Genomic DNA, 13,427 nt, shown 5'->3' on the forward strand with positions numbered 1-13,427 from the left:
GACCGCTGGTGGACCGGTTGGCTTGCCAAAGCCATGGCCGGGTAGCCAAGTCCGGAAGGGATAAACGCTGAAGGCATCTAAGCGTGAAGCCCCCCTCAAGATGAGATATCCCATTCTTAGTGAAGTAAACCCCCTTGAAGACGACGAGGTAGATAGGGCAGAGGTGGAAGTGTGGCAACACATGGAGCTGACTGTTACTAATCGGGTGAGGGCTTGACCAAGAAACGCAGGTTAAGAATTGATTCAAAGAGTTTGATTAACGATCAACAAGCATGTATGTAGTTTTGAATATACAATCGTAAAAAAGTGGCTTAAACAGCCGCTTTTTTTGTGCTATAATAAAGAAATACTTTATCATCAATTTCCCTGTCAACTGAAAAAAGTTTCTCTATTCACAGTCCACAGCAAAACGAGGATTTATTTATGAAAACATTATACGTATCAGATCTCGATGGAACTCTTTTGAGAAAAAATGAAACTTTATCTCCATATACAATAAAAACAATCAATGCTTTAACTTCTTCAGGCATGTCATTTTCCTATGCAACAGCTCGTTCCTTAAATACGGCAAAAAAAGTAACAGAAGGCCTTAACACACACTTTCCTCTTATTATATACAATGGGGCATTTGTGAAAGATAATATAACAGAGGAAATTCTCATTGCCAATTATTTTGCAGAGGATATATATGAGGTATTGAGGGATCTTTTTGCGCATGAAATATATCCGATCATATATTCATATCAGAATAATATTGAAAAGTTTTCTTATATAACAGCAAAGGCAACAAGTGGAATGCAGGCATTTTTAAACAGCCGGAAGGGCGACAAACGTACGAATATTGTAACTACAGAATCTGAACTGATGTATGGAGATCTTTTTTATATTACCTGCATTGATAAGCCGGAGAAGCTTGAACCATTTTATCATAAATATAAAAATAAATATCATGTTGTTTATCAGAAGGACATCTACACAGGAGAGCAGTGGCTGGAGATCATGCCGCAAAAAGCATCCAAAGCGCAGGCTGCTTTGCAGCTAAAACAAAAACTGGAATGTGACAGATTAGTTGTTTTTGGTGATGGAAAAAATGATATTGATATGTTTGAAATAGCGGATGAAGCCTATGCAGTGGAAAATGCAGTGAGTGAACTGAAAGCTGTGGCAACCGGGATCATCGGTTCCAATGAAAACGACGGAGTAGCGAAATATCTCCAGAAAATATCTATTTCCAAATCAACTGTTTTATGATATCATATAGCTTAACCTGCGGAAAATGGAGGTTATAAGACATGAATCATATTGAAGAAAAGATCATTCAGACTATAGATGAACATAGAGAAGAAATCATAGCCCTTGCGAAGGATATCCAGAGTCATCCGGAGCCAGGGTTTTATGAGGAGAGAACAGCCGCACACGTAGCGGCTTTTTTGCGTGGCCTTGGACTCCGTGTACATGGGGGACTTGCACGCACAGGGGTCCGCGCTGAATGGATGGAACAGGACGGACCGAACGTTACTATTATCGGAGAACTTGACGCCATCGGATGTAAGTCGCATCCGATGGCTGATCCCATTAACGGGACAGCACATGCATGCGGACACCACGCACAGATTGCAGCCATGATCGGCGCAGCATTGGCACTGACCAATGAGGAGGTTCAAGCCTCTCTGTCTGGGTCCGTATCTTTTTTTGCCGTTCCGGCGGAGGAATACATCGATGCAGATAAACGTGCACGGCTTCGTAAAGAAGGAATCGGCTTTCCTGCATCCGGAAAAAGCGAACTGATCCGTCTTGGAGAATTTGACCATTCTGACATTATTCTGACAACCCACGTGCACATGATGCAGGTGGAGGAAGATTTCTACCTGGGGAATGCGGCTTGCAATGGATTTTCCGCAGAACGAGTGACAGTAAGAGGAAAAGCCGCACATGCAGCCATTGATCCATGGGATGGCGTCAATGCATTAAGTATTACTTCCAGTGCCATCCAGATGATGGGACTGATGCGTGAAACGTTCCGGGAGGAAGACCATGTGCGTCTTCACAACGTGATCCGGAAAGCCGGAGATGTGATCAATGCAGTTCCGGACGAAGCGGTGATCGAAACAAAAGTCCGTGCAGCGTCTCTGGATGCGATCAGGGCAACACAGGAAAAAATGGACCGTGCCTATGACGGAGCTGCCTATGCATTCGGTGGTACGATCGAAAGAGAACCGCTTCAGGGATATATGCCGATCCTGCACAGAGGTGCGGATAAAGTGATGGAAGAATCCGTAAAGCTTCTGGATGCTTCATACCGGTGTTCAAAGCCGGCAGATTTTAACAACGCCTGTACCGACGTAGGAGACCTGACCCATCTGTTTCCGGTGCTGAATTTTACATTCGGAGGATTTGCGGGAAAACTCCACGGAGCAGATTTTAAGATCATGGATGAAGAACTGGCTTATATTAAACCAGCCAAGCTTCTGGCACTGACTACGTATCGTCTTCTCTGTGACCAGGCAAAAGAAGCAAAAAAAATCTGTCAGGAATTTAAACCTGTATTTAACAAAGAAACTTATTGTCAGTATATACGAGATAATTTTCATGAAAATGAGTAGTTAACCTATAGTAATCCTGAATCAGGAAATCCCATGCGGAGTATAATAAGCAATCCTGAATCAGAGAATCCCATGCGTGGTACAATAAGCAATCCTGAACCAGGAACGCCCTTGCGAGAGTGCAATAAGCAATCTTATATCAGGAAAGTCCCATGCAGGGTGCGGATATCATAGCAAACAGAAGGAGAACTAAATGTCCGAAATTTCATTAGAACTGAAAAACATAAAAAAGAGCTTCCAGGAAGGTGAGGACGTCCTGGAAAGCATCTGTCTTACAGCAAAAAAAGGAGAATTTGTCACCCTGCTGGGGTCTTCCGGCTGTGGAAAAACCACCACACTGCGGATCATTGCAGGTCTGGAACAGCCAGATTCCGGCCAGGTTTTTCTGGATGGAAAGGATGTGACATCCCTGGAACCGAATCAGCGCAATGTGAACACAGTGTTCCAGAATTATGCACTTTTTCCCCATATGAATGTAGCAGATAACATTGGATATGGGCTGAAATTGAAAAAAACATCGAAAGCGGAGATCAGCAGAAGAGTCAAAGAAATGCTGGAGCTTGTTCAGCTTCCGGGCTTTGAGAGGCGTAAGCCGTCAGAGCTTTCCGGCGGTCAGCGCCAGCGTGTGGCCATAGCCAGAGCACTTGTGAACAATCCGGAGGTACTTCTTCTGGACGAACCCCTTGGTGCGCTGGATCTGCAGCTGAGGCGTGCCATGCAGCACGAGCTGAAGCGCCTGCAGAAGAAGCTGGGGATCACCTTTATCTATATCACCCACGATCAGGAAGAAGCCATCAACATGTCTGATACGATCGCTGTGATGAACCACGGACGCTTTGAGCAGATCGGGACGCCGGATGAGATCTATAATCATCCGAAGACCAGCTATGTGGCAACCTTTGTTGGAAATGCCAATATCCTGACCGGTATTGTGGAAAGCATTGCGGAAGAGGAGATTGACGGTACTTCCGCTCAGATCACCGTAAGAACTGATGCCGGAAAAGTAAAAGTATCAATGGACACCGTAGCTACATCTGACAGAGGATATTTCCCACAAAAAGGAGAAAAGGTTACCATCGCAGTAAGAAGCGAAAATATCCGGTTTGAGGAAAATAAAAAAAATGCACAACAAAGCACGCCGAATTGCACATCAGAAAACACACAAAAGAGTGTACAGGAGCCCTCAGAAAAAAACACAGATGACAGCTGCGATGGCTTAACCGCCGAAGTCATTGAAAAAACCTTCGCCGGCGGCCAGCTCCGTGTTGTTTTGAAAACTTCGGAAGGTCAGGAAATCGTGGCAAGCCGTTACGGCATTGATACAAATGTCAGTGTAGGAGAAAAGGTGCGCTGCTGTTTTCTTCCTACAGATGCAGTGCTGGTAGATCGGGAAGAAAGATCAGAAGAAGTATTGCCGGATCAGTCAGGTCCCTGTGCAGGAGGTACCCATGCGTAAGCACAGAGCAGGCTCCGTATGGATGATCCTGCCGCTGTATCTTTTTACACTGATCTTCGTCGCACTGCCTCTTCTGTATGTAGCTGCACTGAGCTTTTCCACAGCAGACGGCGGCTACGGCGTGAATTGGAAATTTACTCTGGATAATTACAAGCAGATCCTGGAGCCTGTATACCTGCAGACCTTTACGGGATCCTTCCGCCTTGCGCTCACCAGCACTTTGATCATCTGTCTGGTGGGCTACCCCTTCGGATACTTTATGGCAAAGCTTTCTGAGGGCAAAAAGAAGCTGGCCATGCTTTTCCTGATGCTGCCTTTCTGGGTGAATTCCCTGATCCGTCTTTATGGCTGGATCATCATTCTCCAGAAAAAGGGCCTTCTGAATTATCTGCTGATGAAGCTTGGCATCATCCAGGAGCCCTTAAAAATCCTGTACAGTTATCCTGCAATCGTGATCGGTATGATCTATGTATTGCTGCCGTTTATGGCACTGTCCGTATATTCCAGTGCGGAAAAGCTGGACTGGTCCCTTGTGGAAGCTGCCAGAGATCTCGGAGCCAGCAGATGGAAGGCCTTCTGGAGCATCACCTTTAAGCTGACTTTGCCGGGACTTCTTTCCGGAGTGATACTTACCTTTATTCCGTCTATGGGTCTGTTTTTTATTGCGGATATCCTGGGCGGAAACAAGATCGTACTTGTGGGAAGTCTGATCCAGGAGCAGATGACAAGAGGCAATAACTGGCCCTTTGCCGCAGCACTGGCTGTGGTACTGATGATACTGACAACTCTGATGATCATATTATATCGGAAGCTTACCAATGTGAAGGAACTGGAGGGAATCGGATGAAAAAGAACTCAAAGTTTTCAGGACTGTATCTGGGGATCCTGTTTTTCCTTATGTATCTGCCCATTGGTGTGGTAGTGGTATTTTCGTTTAATGAAGCAAGACTTCCGGTGCGCTTTACCGGTTTTTCCCTGAAATGGTATCAGGAACTGTTTCAGGACAGGGATCTGATCCAGGCATTGAAAAACAGTCTGATCCTGGCGGTGTCCAGCTGTGGGGTATCTGCAGTGATCGGAACACTGGGAGCTGTAGGACTTTCCAGGATCCACTGGAAAACAAAAGGGGTGATGGAGTATATTTCCATTCTGCCTCTGATGATCCCGGAGATCATTCTGGGAATGGTACTGATGGCATTTTTCTATATGCTGAACCTGCCATTTGGAATGCTGACACTTCTGATCGGACACACGGTTTTCTGCGTGCCCTATATTTTGATGGAGGTAAAAGCAAGGCTTGTGGGAATGGATCCGTCCCTGGAAGAGGCAGCCAGAGATCTTGGTGCCGGTTCCTTTCGGGCCTTCTGGGACATTACCCTGCCGCTGATCATGCCGGCTGTTATATCCGGCTCTCTGCTGGCCTTTGCCATGTCCATGGACGATGTGGTGATCAGCATTTTTGTAACCGGGCCACGTGTATCCACGCTGCCGATAAAAGTTTACACACAGATGAAAACAGGCGTTACGCCGGAGATCAATGCACTTTGTACCATAATGCTGGGAGTGATCCTTCTGGTACTGGCAGTATATCTGATCGCAGGAAAACGCGGGAAGGGGAATATAAAAGATGAGCAATAAACTGATCGAGTTAAAAAATCTCACAAAAAACTTTGATGACCAGCAGGTGCTCCGGGGCATTAATCTGGACATTCACGAAAACGAATTCCTTACGCTTCTGGGACCCAGCGGCTGTGGAAAGACAACAACCTTAAGGATCATTGCCGGCTTTGAGGAGCCAAGCGGCGGAGAGGTACTGTTTAACGGAATTGAGATCTCCAAGCTGCCTCCATATAAAAGAGAGATCAACACGGTATTCCAGAAATATGCATTGTTTCCGCATCTCAATGTTATGGACAATATCGGTTTCGGCCTGAATCTGAAAAAGGTAGATAAATCTGTTATTGAGCAGAAGGTAAAAAGAATGCTGAAAATGGTAGGGCTGGAAGGCTTCGAAAAAAGAGATGTTACACTTCTTTCCGGTGGACAGCAGCAGCGAGTTGCCATTGCCAGAGCTCTTGTCAATGAGCCGAAGGTTCTTCTGCTGGATGAGCCACTCGGCGCACTGGATGCCAAGATCCGTAAGCAGATGCAGATCGAGCTGAAAAAGATCCAGAGAGAGGTAGGGATCACCTTTATCTATGTTACTCATGATCAGGAGGAGGCACTTTCCATGTCTGATACGGTAGTAGTCATGAACAACGGTGAGATCCAGCAGATCGGCAGCCCGACAGATATCTATAATGAGCCGGAGAACCGTTTTGTTGCCGGCTTTATCGGAGAGTCCAATATTATAGAAGGAACGATGATCAGGGATTTCCTTGTGGAGTTTGATGGCTTCCGTTTTGAATGTGTAGACAAGGGATTTGAGGACAACGAAGCCATTGAGGTTGTTCTCCGCCCGGAGGATCTGGATATTGTGGAACCGGATCAGGCCAAGATCAGAGGAACTGTACGGAACATTACGTTCAAGGGCGTGCATTATGAGATCCTGGTCGAGACGGAGCTTCGCACATACATGGTGCACACTACCGATTATGCAGAAGTGGGACGTGAAGTGGGACTGAAGTTTGGTCCTGAGGATATCCATGTTATGTGCAGAATGGGAGGATACTAATGAAACAGTTCAAGCATCTGATCAAGCCGTATATCATCTGGGCTTCGATCCTGATCGTGGTACCATTGATCCTGATCGTGCTTTATGCATTTACCTCAGATGGAAATGAAGTTCTGACCCTGCATTTTACATGGGCGAATTTTGCAAAATTTCTGGAAGCTACATATTTAAGTGTTATCCTGAAATCCTTCCGCTTGGGTATCCTGACCACACTGATCTGCCTGGTCTGCGGATATCCGCTGGCATACATTATCTCCAAATATTCCGAAAAGGTGCAGAGCTTTCTGATCCTTATGGTCACCATTCCCATGTGGATCAACATGCTTCTCCGTACCTATGCATGGATGAACATTCTTTCTGACAATGGTCTGGTGAACAACCTTCTGAAAATGCTGGGAATCTCACCGATCACCATGATGTATACAGATTTTTCCGTTATCGTGGGCCTTGTTTGTAACTTTATGCCCTTTATGATCATTCCGATCCATACATCCTTAAGTAAAATGGACAAGTCACTGATCGAAGCGGCCAACGACCTTGGTGCCAATCCCTTCCAGACCTTCTGGAGGATCACCTGGAAGCTTTCCATGCCAGGTGTGGTCAATGGTATCATGATGGTATTCCTTCTGTCCATATCAACCTTCGTTATTCCGAAGCTTCTCGGCGGCGGCCAGTACATGCTGATTGGTAATCTCATCGAGTCACAGTTTATTTCTGTAGGTGACTGGAACTTCGGAAGTGCCATCTCTCTGATCCTGGCAGTGATCATCCTGATCTTTATGAGCCTGATGAAGAAGATGGATACTCAGGACGATTAAAGGAGGTAGGAGATGAAAAGAAAAAATACCATATTTTCAAAATTATATGTAGTGCTGTGTCTGGCATTTTTTTACCTGCCGATCCTTGTGACCATGATCTTTTCCTTTAACTCATCCAAGTCCTTGACCAGATTTACAGGATTTTCCCTGCGCTGGTACGGAGAGCTGATAAACAATATGGAAATCAGTAAGGCAGTTTATGTTTCGGTCACAGTGGCAATTCTGGCAACTGTTATTTCCACAGTGCTGGGAACCATCACAGCCATCGGACTTTCAAAATCCAGAAAGGTGCTGAAGGAGATGGTCCTTACCATCAATAACTTTCCAATTTTGAATCCGGAGATCGTAACCGCGATTGGTCTGATGCTGCTGTTTTCTTCGCTGGGAATGACGAAAGGCTATCTGACCATGCTGCTGGCACATATCGCATTCTGTACGCCCTATGTGATCACCAGTGTATATCCGAAGGTACGAAGCCTGGATCCGAACCTTGCCAATGCAGCCATGGATCTTGGTGCAACGCCATATCAGGCACTTACCAAGGTTATCGTGCCCATGATCAAAGAAGGGATTTTTGCGGGAGCGCTCCTGGCCTTTACTATGTCCTTTGACGATTTCGTAATTTCCTATTTTGTTTCCGGAAACGGAGTAAAAAATATATCCATTGTTGTATATAATATGACAAAGCGCATCAATCCCACCATCAACGCCCTTTCTACTATTGTGATCGTGGTCATTGTGCTGGTGCTTCTTTTTGCAAATCTGATCATGCCGAAGCTTCAGGCCTCCACCGTGAAAAAAATGGATCCGAAAAAAAGAAGGATCGTTGCGGTTATCACAGCTGCTGCGGTTGTTCTGGTATTGGGAAAGTGGACGATTGTAAGCCAGGGAAACCACGTGCTTCGTGTATATAATGCCGGAGAATATATGGACCTGAGTCTTCTGGACAAATTTGAGAAGCAGTATAACTGTACTGTTGTATATGAAACCTTCGAGTCCAATGAGATGATGTACACCAAGCTGGCCAGTGGTGAAACCTACGATGTTCTGGTTCCGTCAGATTATATGATCGAAAGACTGATCAAGGAGGAATATCTTCAGGCCCTTGACTGGAAAAAGATCCCAAACAGCAAAAATCTTCTTCCCGAGGTACAGAATAAGGACTATGATCCGGGAAATCGTTATTCCTGTCCGTATTTCTGGGGAACTGTAGGAATCCTTTATAATAAGAATGTAGTCTCTCAGGAGGATCTTGACAAAGAGGGCTGGAATATTCTCTGCGATGAAAAATATAAGGGAGATCTTTATATGTATGATTCCGAAAGGGATTCCTTTATGATCGCCCTGAAAGCGCTGGGGTATTCCATGAACACAAAAAATCTTGATGAGATCCAGCAGGCTTATGAGTGGCTGATCCGGCAGAGAGATACCATGGATCCGATCTATGCAGGTGATGATGTGATCGACAACATGATCTCAGGAAACAAGGCAATGGCGGTTGTTTATTCCGGAGATGCTTCCTATATTATCAGCGAAAATCCGGAGCTTGGCTATTATACCCCGCAGCAGGGAACCAATACCTGGTATGATGCCATGGTCATCACCAAGGACTGTAATGAAGTAGATCTGGCTCATGAGTTCATCAATTTTATGCTGGATGATGAAAATGCTCTTTCCAATACCGAAGAAGTAGGATATACTTCTACTGTAAAGAGTGCATTCGAGGAGATGAAGAACGGAACTTATGAGGGAATTTCTTCCTATATTCCGCAGATCGACAATCCCAAGAATGAGATCTTCGGATATCAGAAGCCAAAGATCAAGCAGAAATTCGCAGAGCTTTGGACAAAGGTAAAAGCAAAATAACAAGACGTCAGAGAGAGACATGAAGGAGGTTCTATGAAATCAAAAAAAGCAGCAGCGATCATGTTATGTGCGGTACTTGGAACATCTATGATAACAGGTGTCAGTGTCAGTGCAAAGGATAAGGATGAACTGGTACTTTATACATGGGACGGAATGTTTCCGCAGGAAGTGCTGGATGATTTTGAAAAAGAAACAGGGACCAAGGTGGTATATTCCAACTTTGATACCGATGAGACCATGCTTGAGAAGCTTTCCCAGGCAAAGGGCGGCGATTACGATGTGGTAATTGCAGATGATTACATTATCGACAGCGCGGTAAAAGAAGGACTTGTCCAGAAGATCGACAAGGATACCGTTTCCAATTTTAAGAACATCAACCCCCTTTATCAGGGACAGTTTTATGATCCGGATGACGAATATACAGTACCTTACGGAGCAGGAATCCCACTGATCGTTTATGATCCGGAGCAGGTAGATATCGACATTAAAGGATACAAGGATCTCTGGGATAAGTCTCTGGAGGACAGCATTGCCATCGTAGGTAATTACCGCGTGATCTGTGGCATCACACAGCTTTCCATGGGGGAGAGCATGAACGAAGAAGATGTATCCGTGATCGACAAGACCGGTGAGAAGCTGAAAGAGCTGGCACCGAACATTCGTATGATCCAGGATGACAATACACAGAATGCACTTCTCAACGGAGAGGCAAGTGTGGCATTTCTTTATACATCACAGGTAACACAGGCGCTGAAGGATAATCCGGATCTTAAGGTGGTTTATCCGGAGGAAGGTCTTGGATTTGGTATTATGGGAATGTTTGTGCCAAGTGAAGCACCGAATGCGAAGGCTGCCAATGAATTTATCAATTATATCCTGGAGCCGGAAGTATCTGCACAGTGCATCAACTATATCGGATACTACAATACAAACAAGGCAGCAGATGATCTGGTAGACGAGAGCCTGGTTGTTCCGGACAGCGTGACAAAGGGTGAGATCGTACAGAATGTAAGCCAGGAAGCAGAGCAGGAATACAATAAGATCTGGACAGAGTTTAAAGCTGCCTGCGATTAAGCAGACGGACCAGTAAGGGGGTTTTTCAGGTGGAGATATACAAAGGCACATCCGCTTTTTCCGGAATAGCCATTGGAAAAATACTGTATTACCACAGAGGCGAATATCAGATCCGTCAGTCCATGGTAGACAATGTAAAAAAGGAGCTGGATCGTCTGGATAATGCAAGAACAGCGGTAAAGAACCAGATCCAGCATATGTATAAAAACGGAGCACCCCTCCCCAAAGAGCAGGAGCTGACCTTGAAACGTCAGCTGAAGCTCTTAAGTGGCGGCAGCTTTCAGCGGGCCGTGGAAAGCATGATCACGACAGAAAAGGTCAGTGCAGCCTACGCAGTCCAGACAACCAGGGATGAGCTTGCCAATGTGTTCCGCAAGCTGGAGGACGAGGCTGTCAAAGAACAGATCGAAAATATCAGGGAGATCTCCGAGCTGCTGATCGGCGCCATGGGTGGCTCCCATGCACGGATCAATCTGGGAGATGAGCCAGTGATCCTTGCAGCAGAGCAGCTTTCCCCCAATGAACTTCTGGAGATGAACAAAGCCAGTCTTCTGGCGGTAGTCATGCATCAGGGGTCTGTTATTTCCCATGTATCGATCATGGCAAAATCCATGGAAGTCCCCACCCTGGTCGAGGTGGAGATACAGAAAGAATGGGATGGCCATATGGCTATTGTAGATGGGTATACAGGAACACTGTATATCGATCCGGAGCCGGAGCTTCTTAAGGAATATGAGATCCGTCATGCAGCAGATAAGGAAGAGCGGGAAGAACTTTTGAGACTTCGGAACCAGAAGGATATCACAGTCGATGGCAAGGAGATCAAGCTTCTGGCAAACATCGGAAATCTGGACGATCTGAATACGGTTCTTTATTACGGAGCGGCAGGTATCGGCCTTCTCCGAAGTGAATTCCAGTATCTCGGAAGAGAGAATTATCCAAGAGAGAATGAGCTGTTCCGTGCTTATAAAAAAGTAGCCGAGGGTATGGATGAACGTCCGGCAGTGATACGTACCGTGGACTTGGGGGCAGACCGTCAGGCAGAATATATGGCAATTCCTGATGAGGTCAATCCTATGATGGGAAACCGTGGCATCCGCCTCTGCCTTGATCGCAAAAAAATGTTCAAAGCGCAGCTTCGGGCTATTTACCGTGCAAGTGCCTATGGAAATATCAACCTGATGTATCCGATGATCACGTCCGAGGATGAGTTGGATGAGATCGAGAAGCTGATCCGGGAGGTAAAAAAGGGTCTGGATGAGAAGAACATTCCTTACAAAAACATCCGTACCGGAATTATGATCGAAACACCGGCAGCGGTCATGATCAGTGAAGAACTTGGAAAACGTGTGGATTTTCTGAGCCTTGGAACCAATGACCTGACTCAGTATACCCTGGCTATGGACCGGCAGAATCTTCTTTTGAAGGATAAATACAACGATCATCATCCGGCGCTTGTAAAGATGATCCGCATGGTAACAGAGGCAGGACATAAGTCAGGATGTGAAGTTTACATATGCGGAGAGTTGGCAGCAGATTCCAATCTTACAGAAGCTTTTATCCAGATGGGAGTGGACGGCCTTTCCGTTGTTCCTGCCTGTGTACTTCCAGTGCGAAAAGCAATCCGCAGCTCCTATGCGGATGAGGCAAACCGGCCGGCGGAAGCAGTAAAAGAGAAATAATATCCGAAAAAACAAAAATCCTGAGAATTTCTATGTTGATATCTGTTGATATCTCACATAGGATCCTCAGGATTTTTTTGACGGAATCTTTCACTCACGGCTTATTGCTGTTCTCAATTGAAGCAGTGCGTGGAAACATATCTGTTCCGGTTAAAGTTATCGAAGTCCAAGCACCTGGGCGGTTTCCGAAATAAACTCCGGTGTGGTACCACAGCATCCGCCGATCACGGAAGCACCGTTGTCCACCAGCACCTTCATATAACCTGCAAAATCCCCAGGGGTCATGCTGTAAACTGCATTTCCAAGATCATCGATCTGGGGCATTCCCGCATTGGGTTTGGCGATGACAGGAATGGAAACGTTCTCTTTGATATTGCGGATAACCGATACCAGCTGATCCGGGCCAACCGAGCAGTTGATGCCGACAGCGTCTGCACCTGCAGCTTCCAGGGACATGGCAGCCTCTATGGCATTTCCGCCGCTGAAGATACTTCCATCTGCTTCTACAGTCACGGTACAGATGATAGGAAGCTCGCAGACACTCTGGCAGGCGTCTACAGCAGCCAGTGTCTCCTCGATGTTGATCATGGTTTCCGCTACGATCAGGTCCACACCTGCGTCACGGAGATAGCCGATCTGTTCCTGATAGACTTCGAAGGCTTTTTCGTAAGTCATGTCACCGGCCGGTGCCATCATCTTGCCGGTGGTGGTGATATCACCTGCTACTAAAACACCCTCCGGTGCAATCTCCTTTGAATAGCCGGCCAGGGTATGATTGATCTGTTCGATCTGATCCTCCAGTCCGTGCATAGTGAGGTTAATACGGTTTCCGCCGAAGGTAGGCGCATAGATGATATGGCTTCCTGCCTCGATGTATGCCTTCTGCAGAGACTGGATCACATCTTTGTGCTCAAGCACCCAGCTCTCTGTGCAGACACCACGTGGCATGCCGGCCTTCATCAGGTTGGAGCCGGTAGCACCATCCAGCAGCAGGACATGATTTTCGGTCAGTTTCTGAAATTCCTGTTTTGTCATATGTTTATATCCTCCTTATGGCAGCCAATCACGGTTGGCAAAAAATAAGGCTCCTCCTGTAACCGCTGCACTCATTGCCGTGGGTTTATTTTAACACAGGGAATAAAAATAATCTATCCTGTTTCTGAGTCGGAAAATAAAAATTAGGCAAATTGTACATATTTGGCGGCTTTTCTGTCGAATAAAGAACTTGCGTATTAAGAAATGAGATTGTATAAT

At 46.0% G+C, this 13,427-nt stretch carries 11 protein-coding genes and 1 rRNA gene; 11 read left to right on the forward strand and 1 reads right to left on the reverse strand.

The genetic code is table 11. The annotated features are described in order from the left end of the window. The 11 genes from MUB50_RS10340 to ptsP all read left to right on the forward strand — a co-directional run. Positions 1-221 (forward strand): 23S ribosomal RNA (locus tag MUB50_RS10340); the annotation flags it as partial. A gap of 202 nt (positions 222-423) precedes the next feature. After that, on the forward strand, positions 424-1,251 hold the full coding sequence (locus tag MUB50_RS10345; protein WP_244790880.1) for an HAD family hydrolase: 828 nt from the start codon (positions 424-426) through the stop codon (positions 1,249-1,251). A gap of 41 nt (positions 1,252-1,292) precedes the next feature. After that, the gene (locus tag MUB50_RS10350; RefSeq protein ID WP_173754181.1) at positions 1,293-2,603 is read left to right on the forward strand and encodes an amidohydrolase; all 1,311 of its coding nucleotides are present in this window, start codon (positions 1,293-1,295) and stop codon (positions 2,601-2,603) included. 193 nt (positions 2,604-2,796) lie between these two features. After that, positions 2,797-4,059, forward strand: coding sequence for an ABC transporter ATP-binding protein (locus tag MUB50_RS10355; protein WP_244790882.1), 1,263 nt, complete (start codon positions 2,797-2,799; stop codon positions 4,057-4,059). Further along, on the forward strand, positions 4,052-4,906 hold the full coding sequence (locus tag MUB50_RS10360; RefSeq protein ID WP_244790884.1) for an ABC transporter permease: 855 nt from the start codon (positions 4,052-4,054) through the stop codon (positions 4,904-4,906). Before MUB50_RS10355 ends, MUB50_RS10360 begins: the two co-directional genes overlap by 8 nt. Further along, a complete protein-coding gene (locus MUB50_RS10365) occupies positions 4,903-5,697 on the forward strand; it encodes an ABC transporter permease (protein ID WP_015525680.1) in 795 nt (264 codons plus the stop codon). The genes MUB50_RS10360 and MUB50_RS10365 overlap by 4 nt, the downstream gene beginning before the upstream one ends. After that, entirely contained in the window at positions 5,687-6,733 is a 1,047-nt protein-coding gene (gene potA, locus MUB50_RS10370) for a spermidine/putrescine ABC transporter ATP-binding protein (RefSeq protein ID WP_015525681.1), read from the forward strand. Before MUB50_RS10365 ends, potA begins: the two co-directional genes overlap by 11 nt. After that, positions 6,733-7,551, forward strand: a complete 819-nt coding sequence (locus MUB50_RS10375; RefSeq protein WP_015525682.1) for an ABC transporter permease — start codon at positions 6,733-6,735, stop codon at positions 7,549-7,551. Before potA ends, MUB50_RS10375 begins: the two co-directional genes overlap by 1 nt. A 12-nt stretch (positions 7,552-7,563) precedes the next feature. Then, on the forward strand, positions 7,564-9,417 hold the full coding sequence (locus MUB50_RS10380) for an extracellular solute-binding protein (protein WP_022426291.1): 1,854 nt from the start codon (positions 7,564-7,566) through the stop codon (positions 9,415-9,417). Positions 9,418-9,450: 33 nt separating this feature from the next. After that, entirely contained in the window at positions 9,451-10,491 is a 1,041-nt protein-coding gene (locus MUB50_RS10385; RefSeq protein WP_244790886.1) for a polyamine ABC transporter substrate-binding protein, read from the forward strand. 29 nt (positions 10,492-10,520) lie between these two features. Next, positions 10,521-12,173, forward strand: coding sequence for a phosphoenolpyruvate--protein phosphotransferase (gene ptsP / locus MUB50_RS10390; protein WP_244790888.1), 1,653 nt, complete (start codon positions 10,521-10,523; stop codon positions 12,171-12,173). A gap of 156 nt (positions 12,174-12,329) precedes the next feature. Here ptsP and MUB50_RS10395 read toward each other — a convergent pair whose 3' ends face one another. Further along, positions 12,330-13,208, reverse strand: a complete 879-nt coding sequence (locus MUB50_RS10395) for a homocysteine S-methyltransferase family protein (protein WP_244790890.1) — start codon at positions 13,206-13,208, stop codon at positions 12,330-12,332. Between the last annotated feature and the right edge of the window lie 219 nt (positions 13,209-13,427).

The sequence above is a fragment of the Blautia sp. NSJ-140 genome, from assembly GCF_022868965.1.
Taxonomy (GTDB): Bacteria; Bacillota; Clostridia; order Lachnospirales; family Lachnospiraceae; genus Blautia_A.

Bases quoted from the DNA above. Each gene is read 5' to 3' on its own strand.
- MUB50_RS10375 (WP_015525682.1), top strand. From the start codon at position 6,733: ATGAAACAGTTCAAGCATCTGATCAAGCCGTATATCATCTGGGCTTCG.
- MUB50_RS10380 (WP_022426291.1), top strand. From the start codon at position 7,564: ATGAAAAGAAAAAATACCATATTTTCAAAATTATATGTAGTGCTGTGT.
- MUB50_RS10365 (WP_015525680.1), top strand. From the start codon at position 4,903: ATGAAAAAGAACTCAAAGTTTTCAGGACTGTATCTGGGGATCCTGTTT.
- MUB50_RS10395 (WP_244790890.1), bottom strand. From the start codon at position 13,208: ATGACAAAACAGGAATTTCAGAAACTGACCGAAAATCATGTCCTGCTG.
- MUB50_RS10345 (WP_244790880.1), top strand. From the start codon at position 424: ATGAAAACATTATACGTATCAGATCTCGATGGAACTCTTTTGAGAAAA.
- potA (WP_015525681.1), top strand. From the start codon at position 5,687: ATGAGCAATAAACTGATCGAGTTAAAAAATCTCACAAAAAACTTTGAT.
- MUB50_RS10355 (WP_244790882.1), top strand. From the start codon at position 2,797: ATGTCCGAAATTTCATTAGAACTGAAAAACATAAAAAAGAGCTTCCAG.
- MUB50_RS10360 (WP_244790884.1), top strand. From the start codon at position 4,052: ATGCGTAAGCACAGAGCAGGCTCCGTATGGATGATCCTGCCGCTGTAT.
- MUB50_RS10350 (WP_173754181.1), top strand. From the start codon at position 1,293: ATGAATCATATTGAAGAAAAGATCATTCAGACTATAGATGAACATAGA.
- MUB50_RS10385 (WP_244790886.1), top strand. From the start codon at position 9,451: ATGAAATCAAAAAAAGCAGCAGCGATCATGTTATGTGCGGTACTTGGA.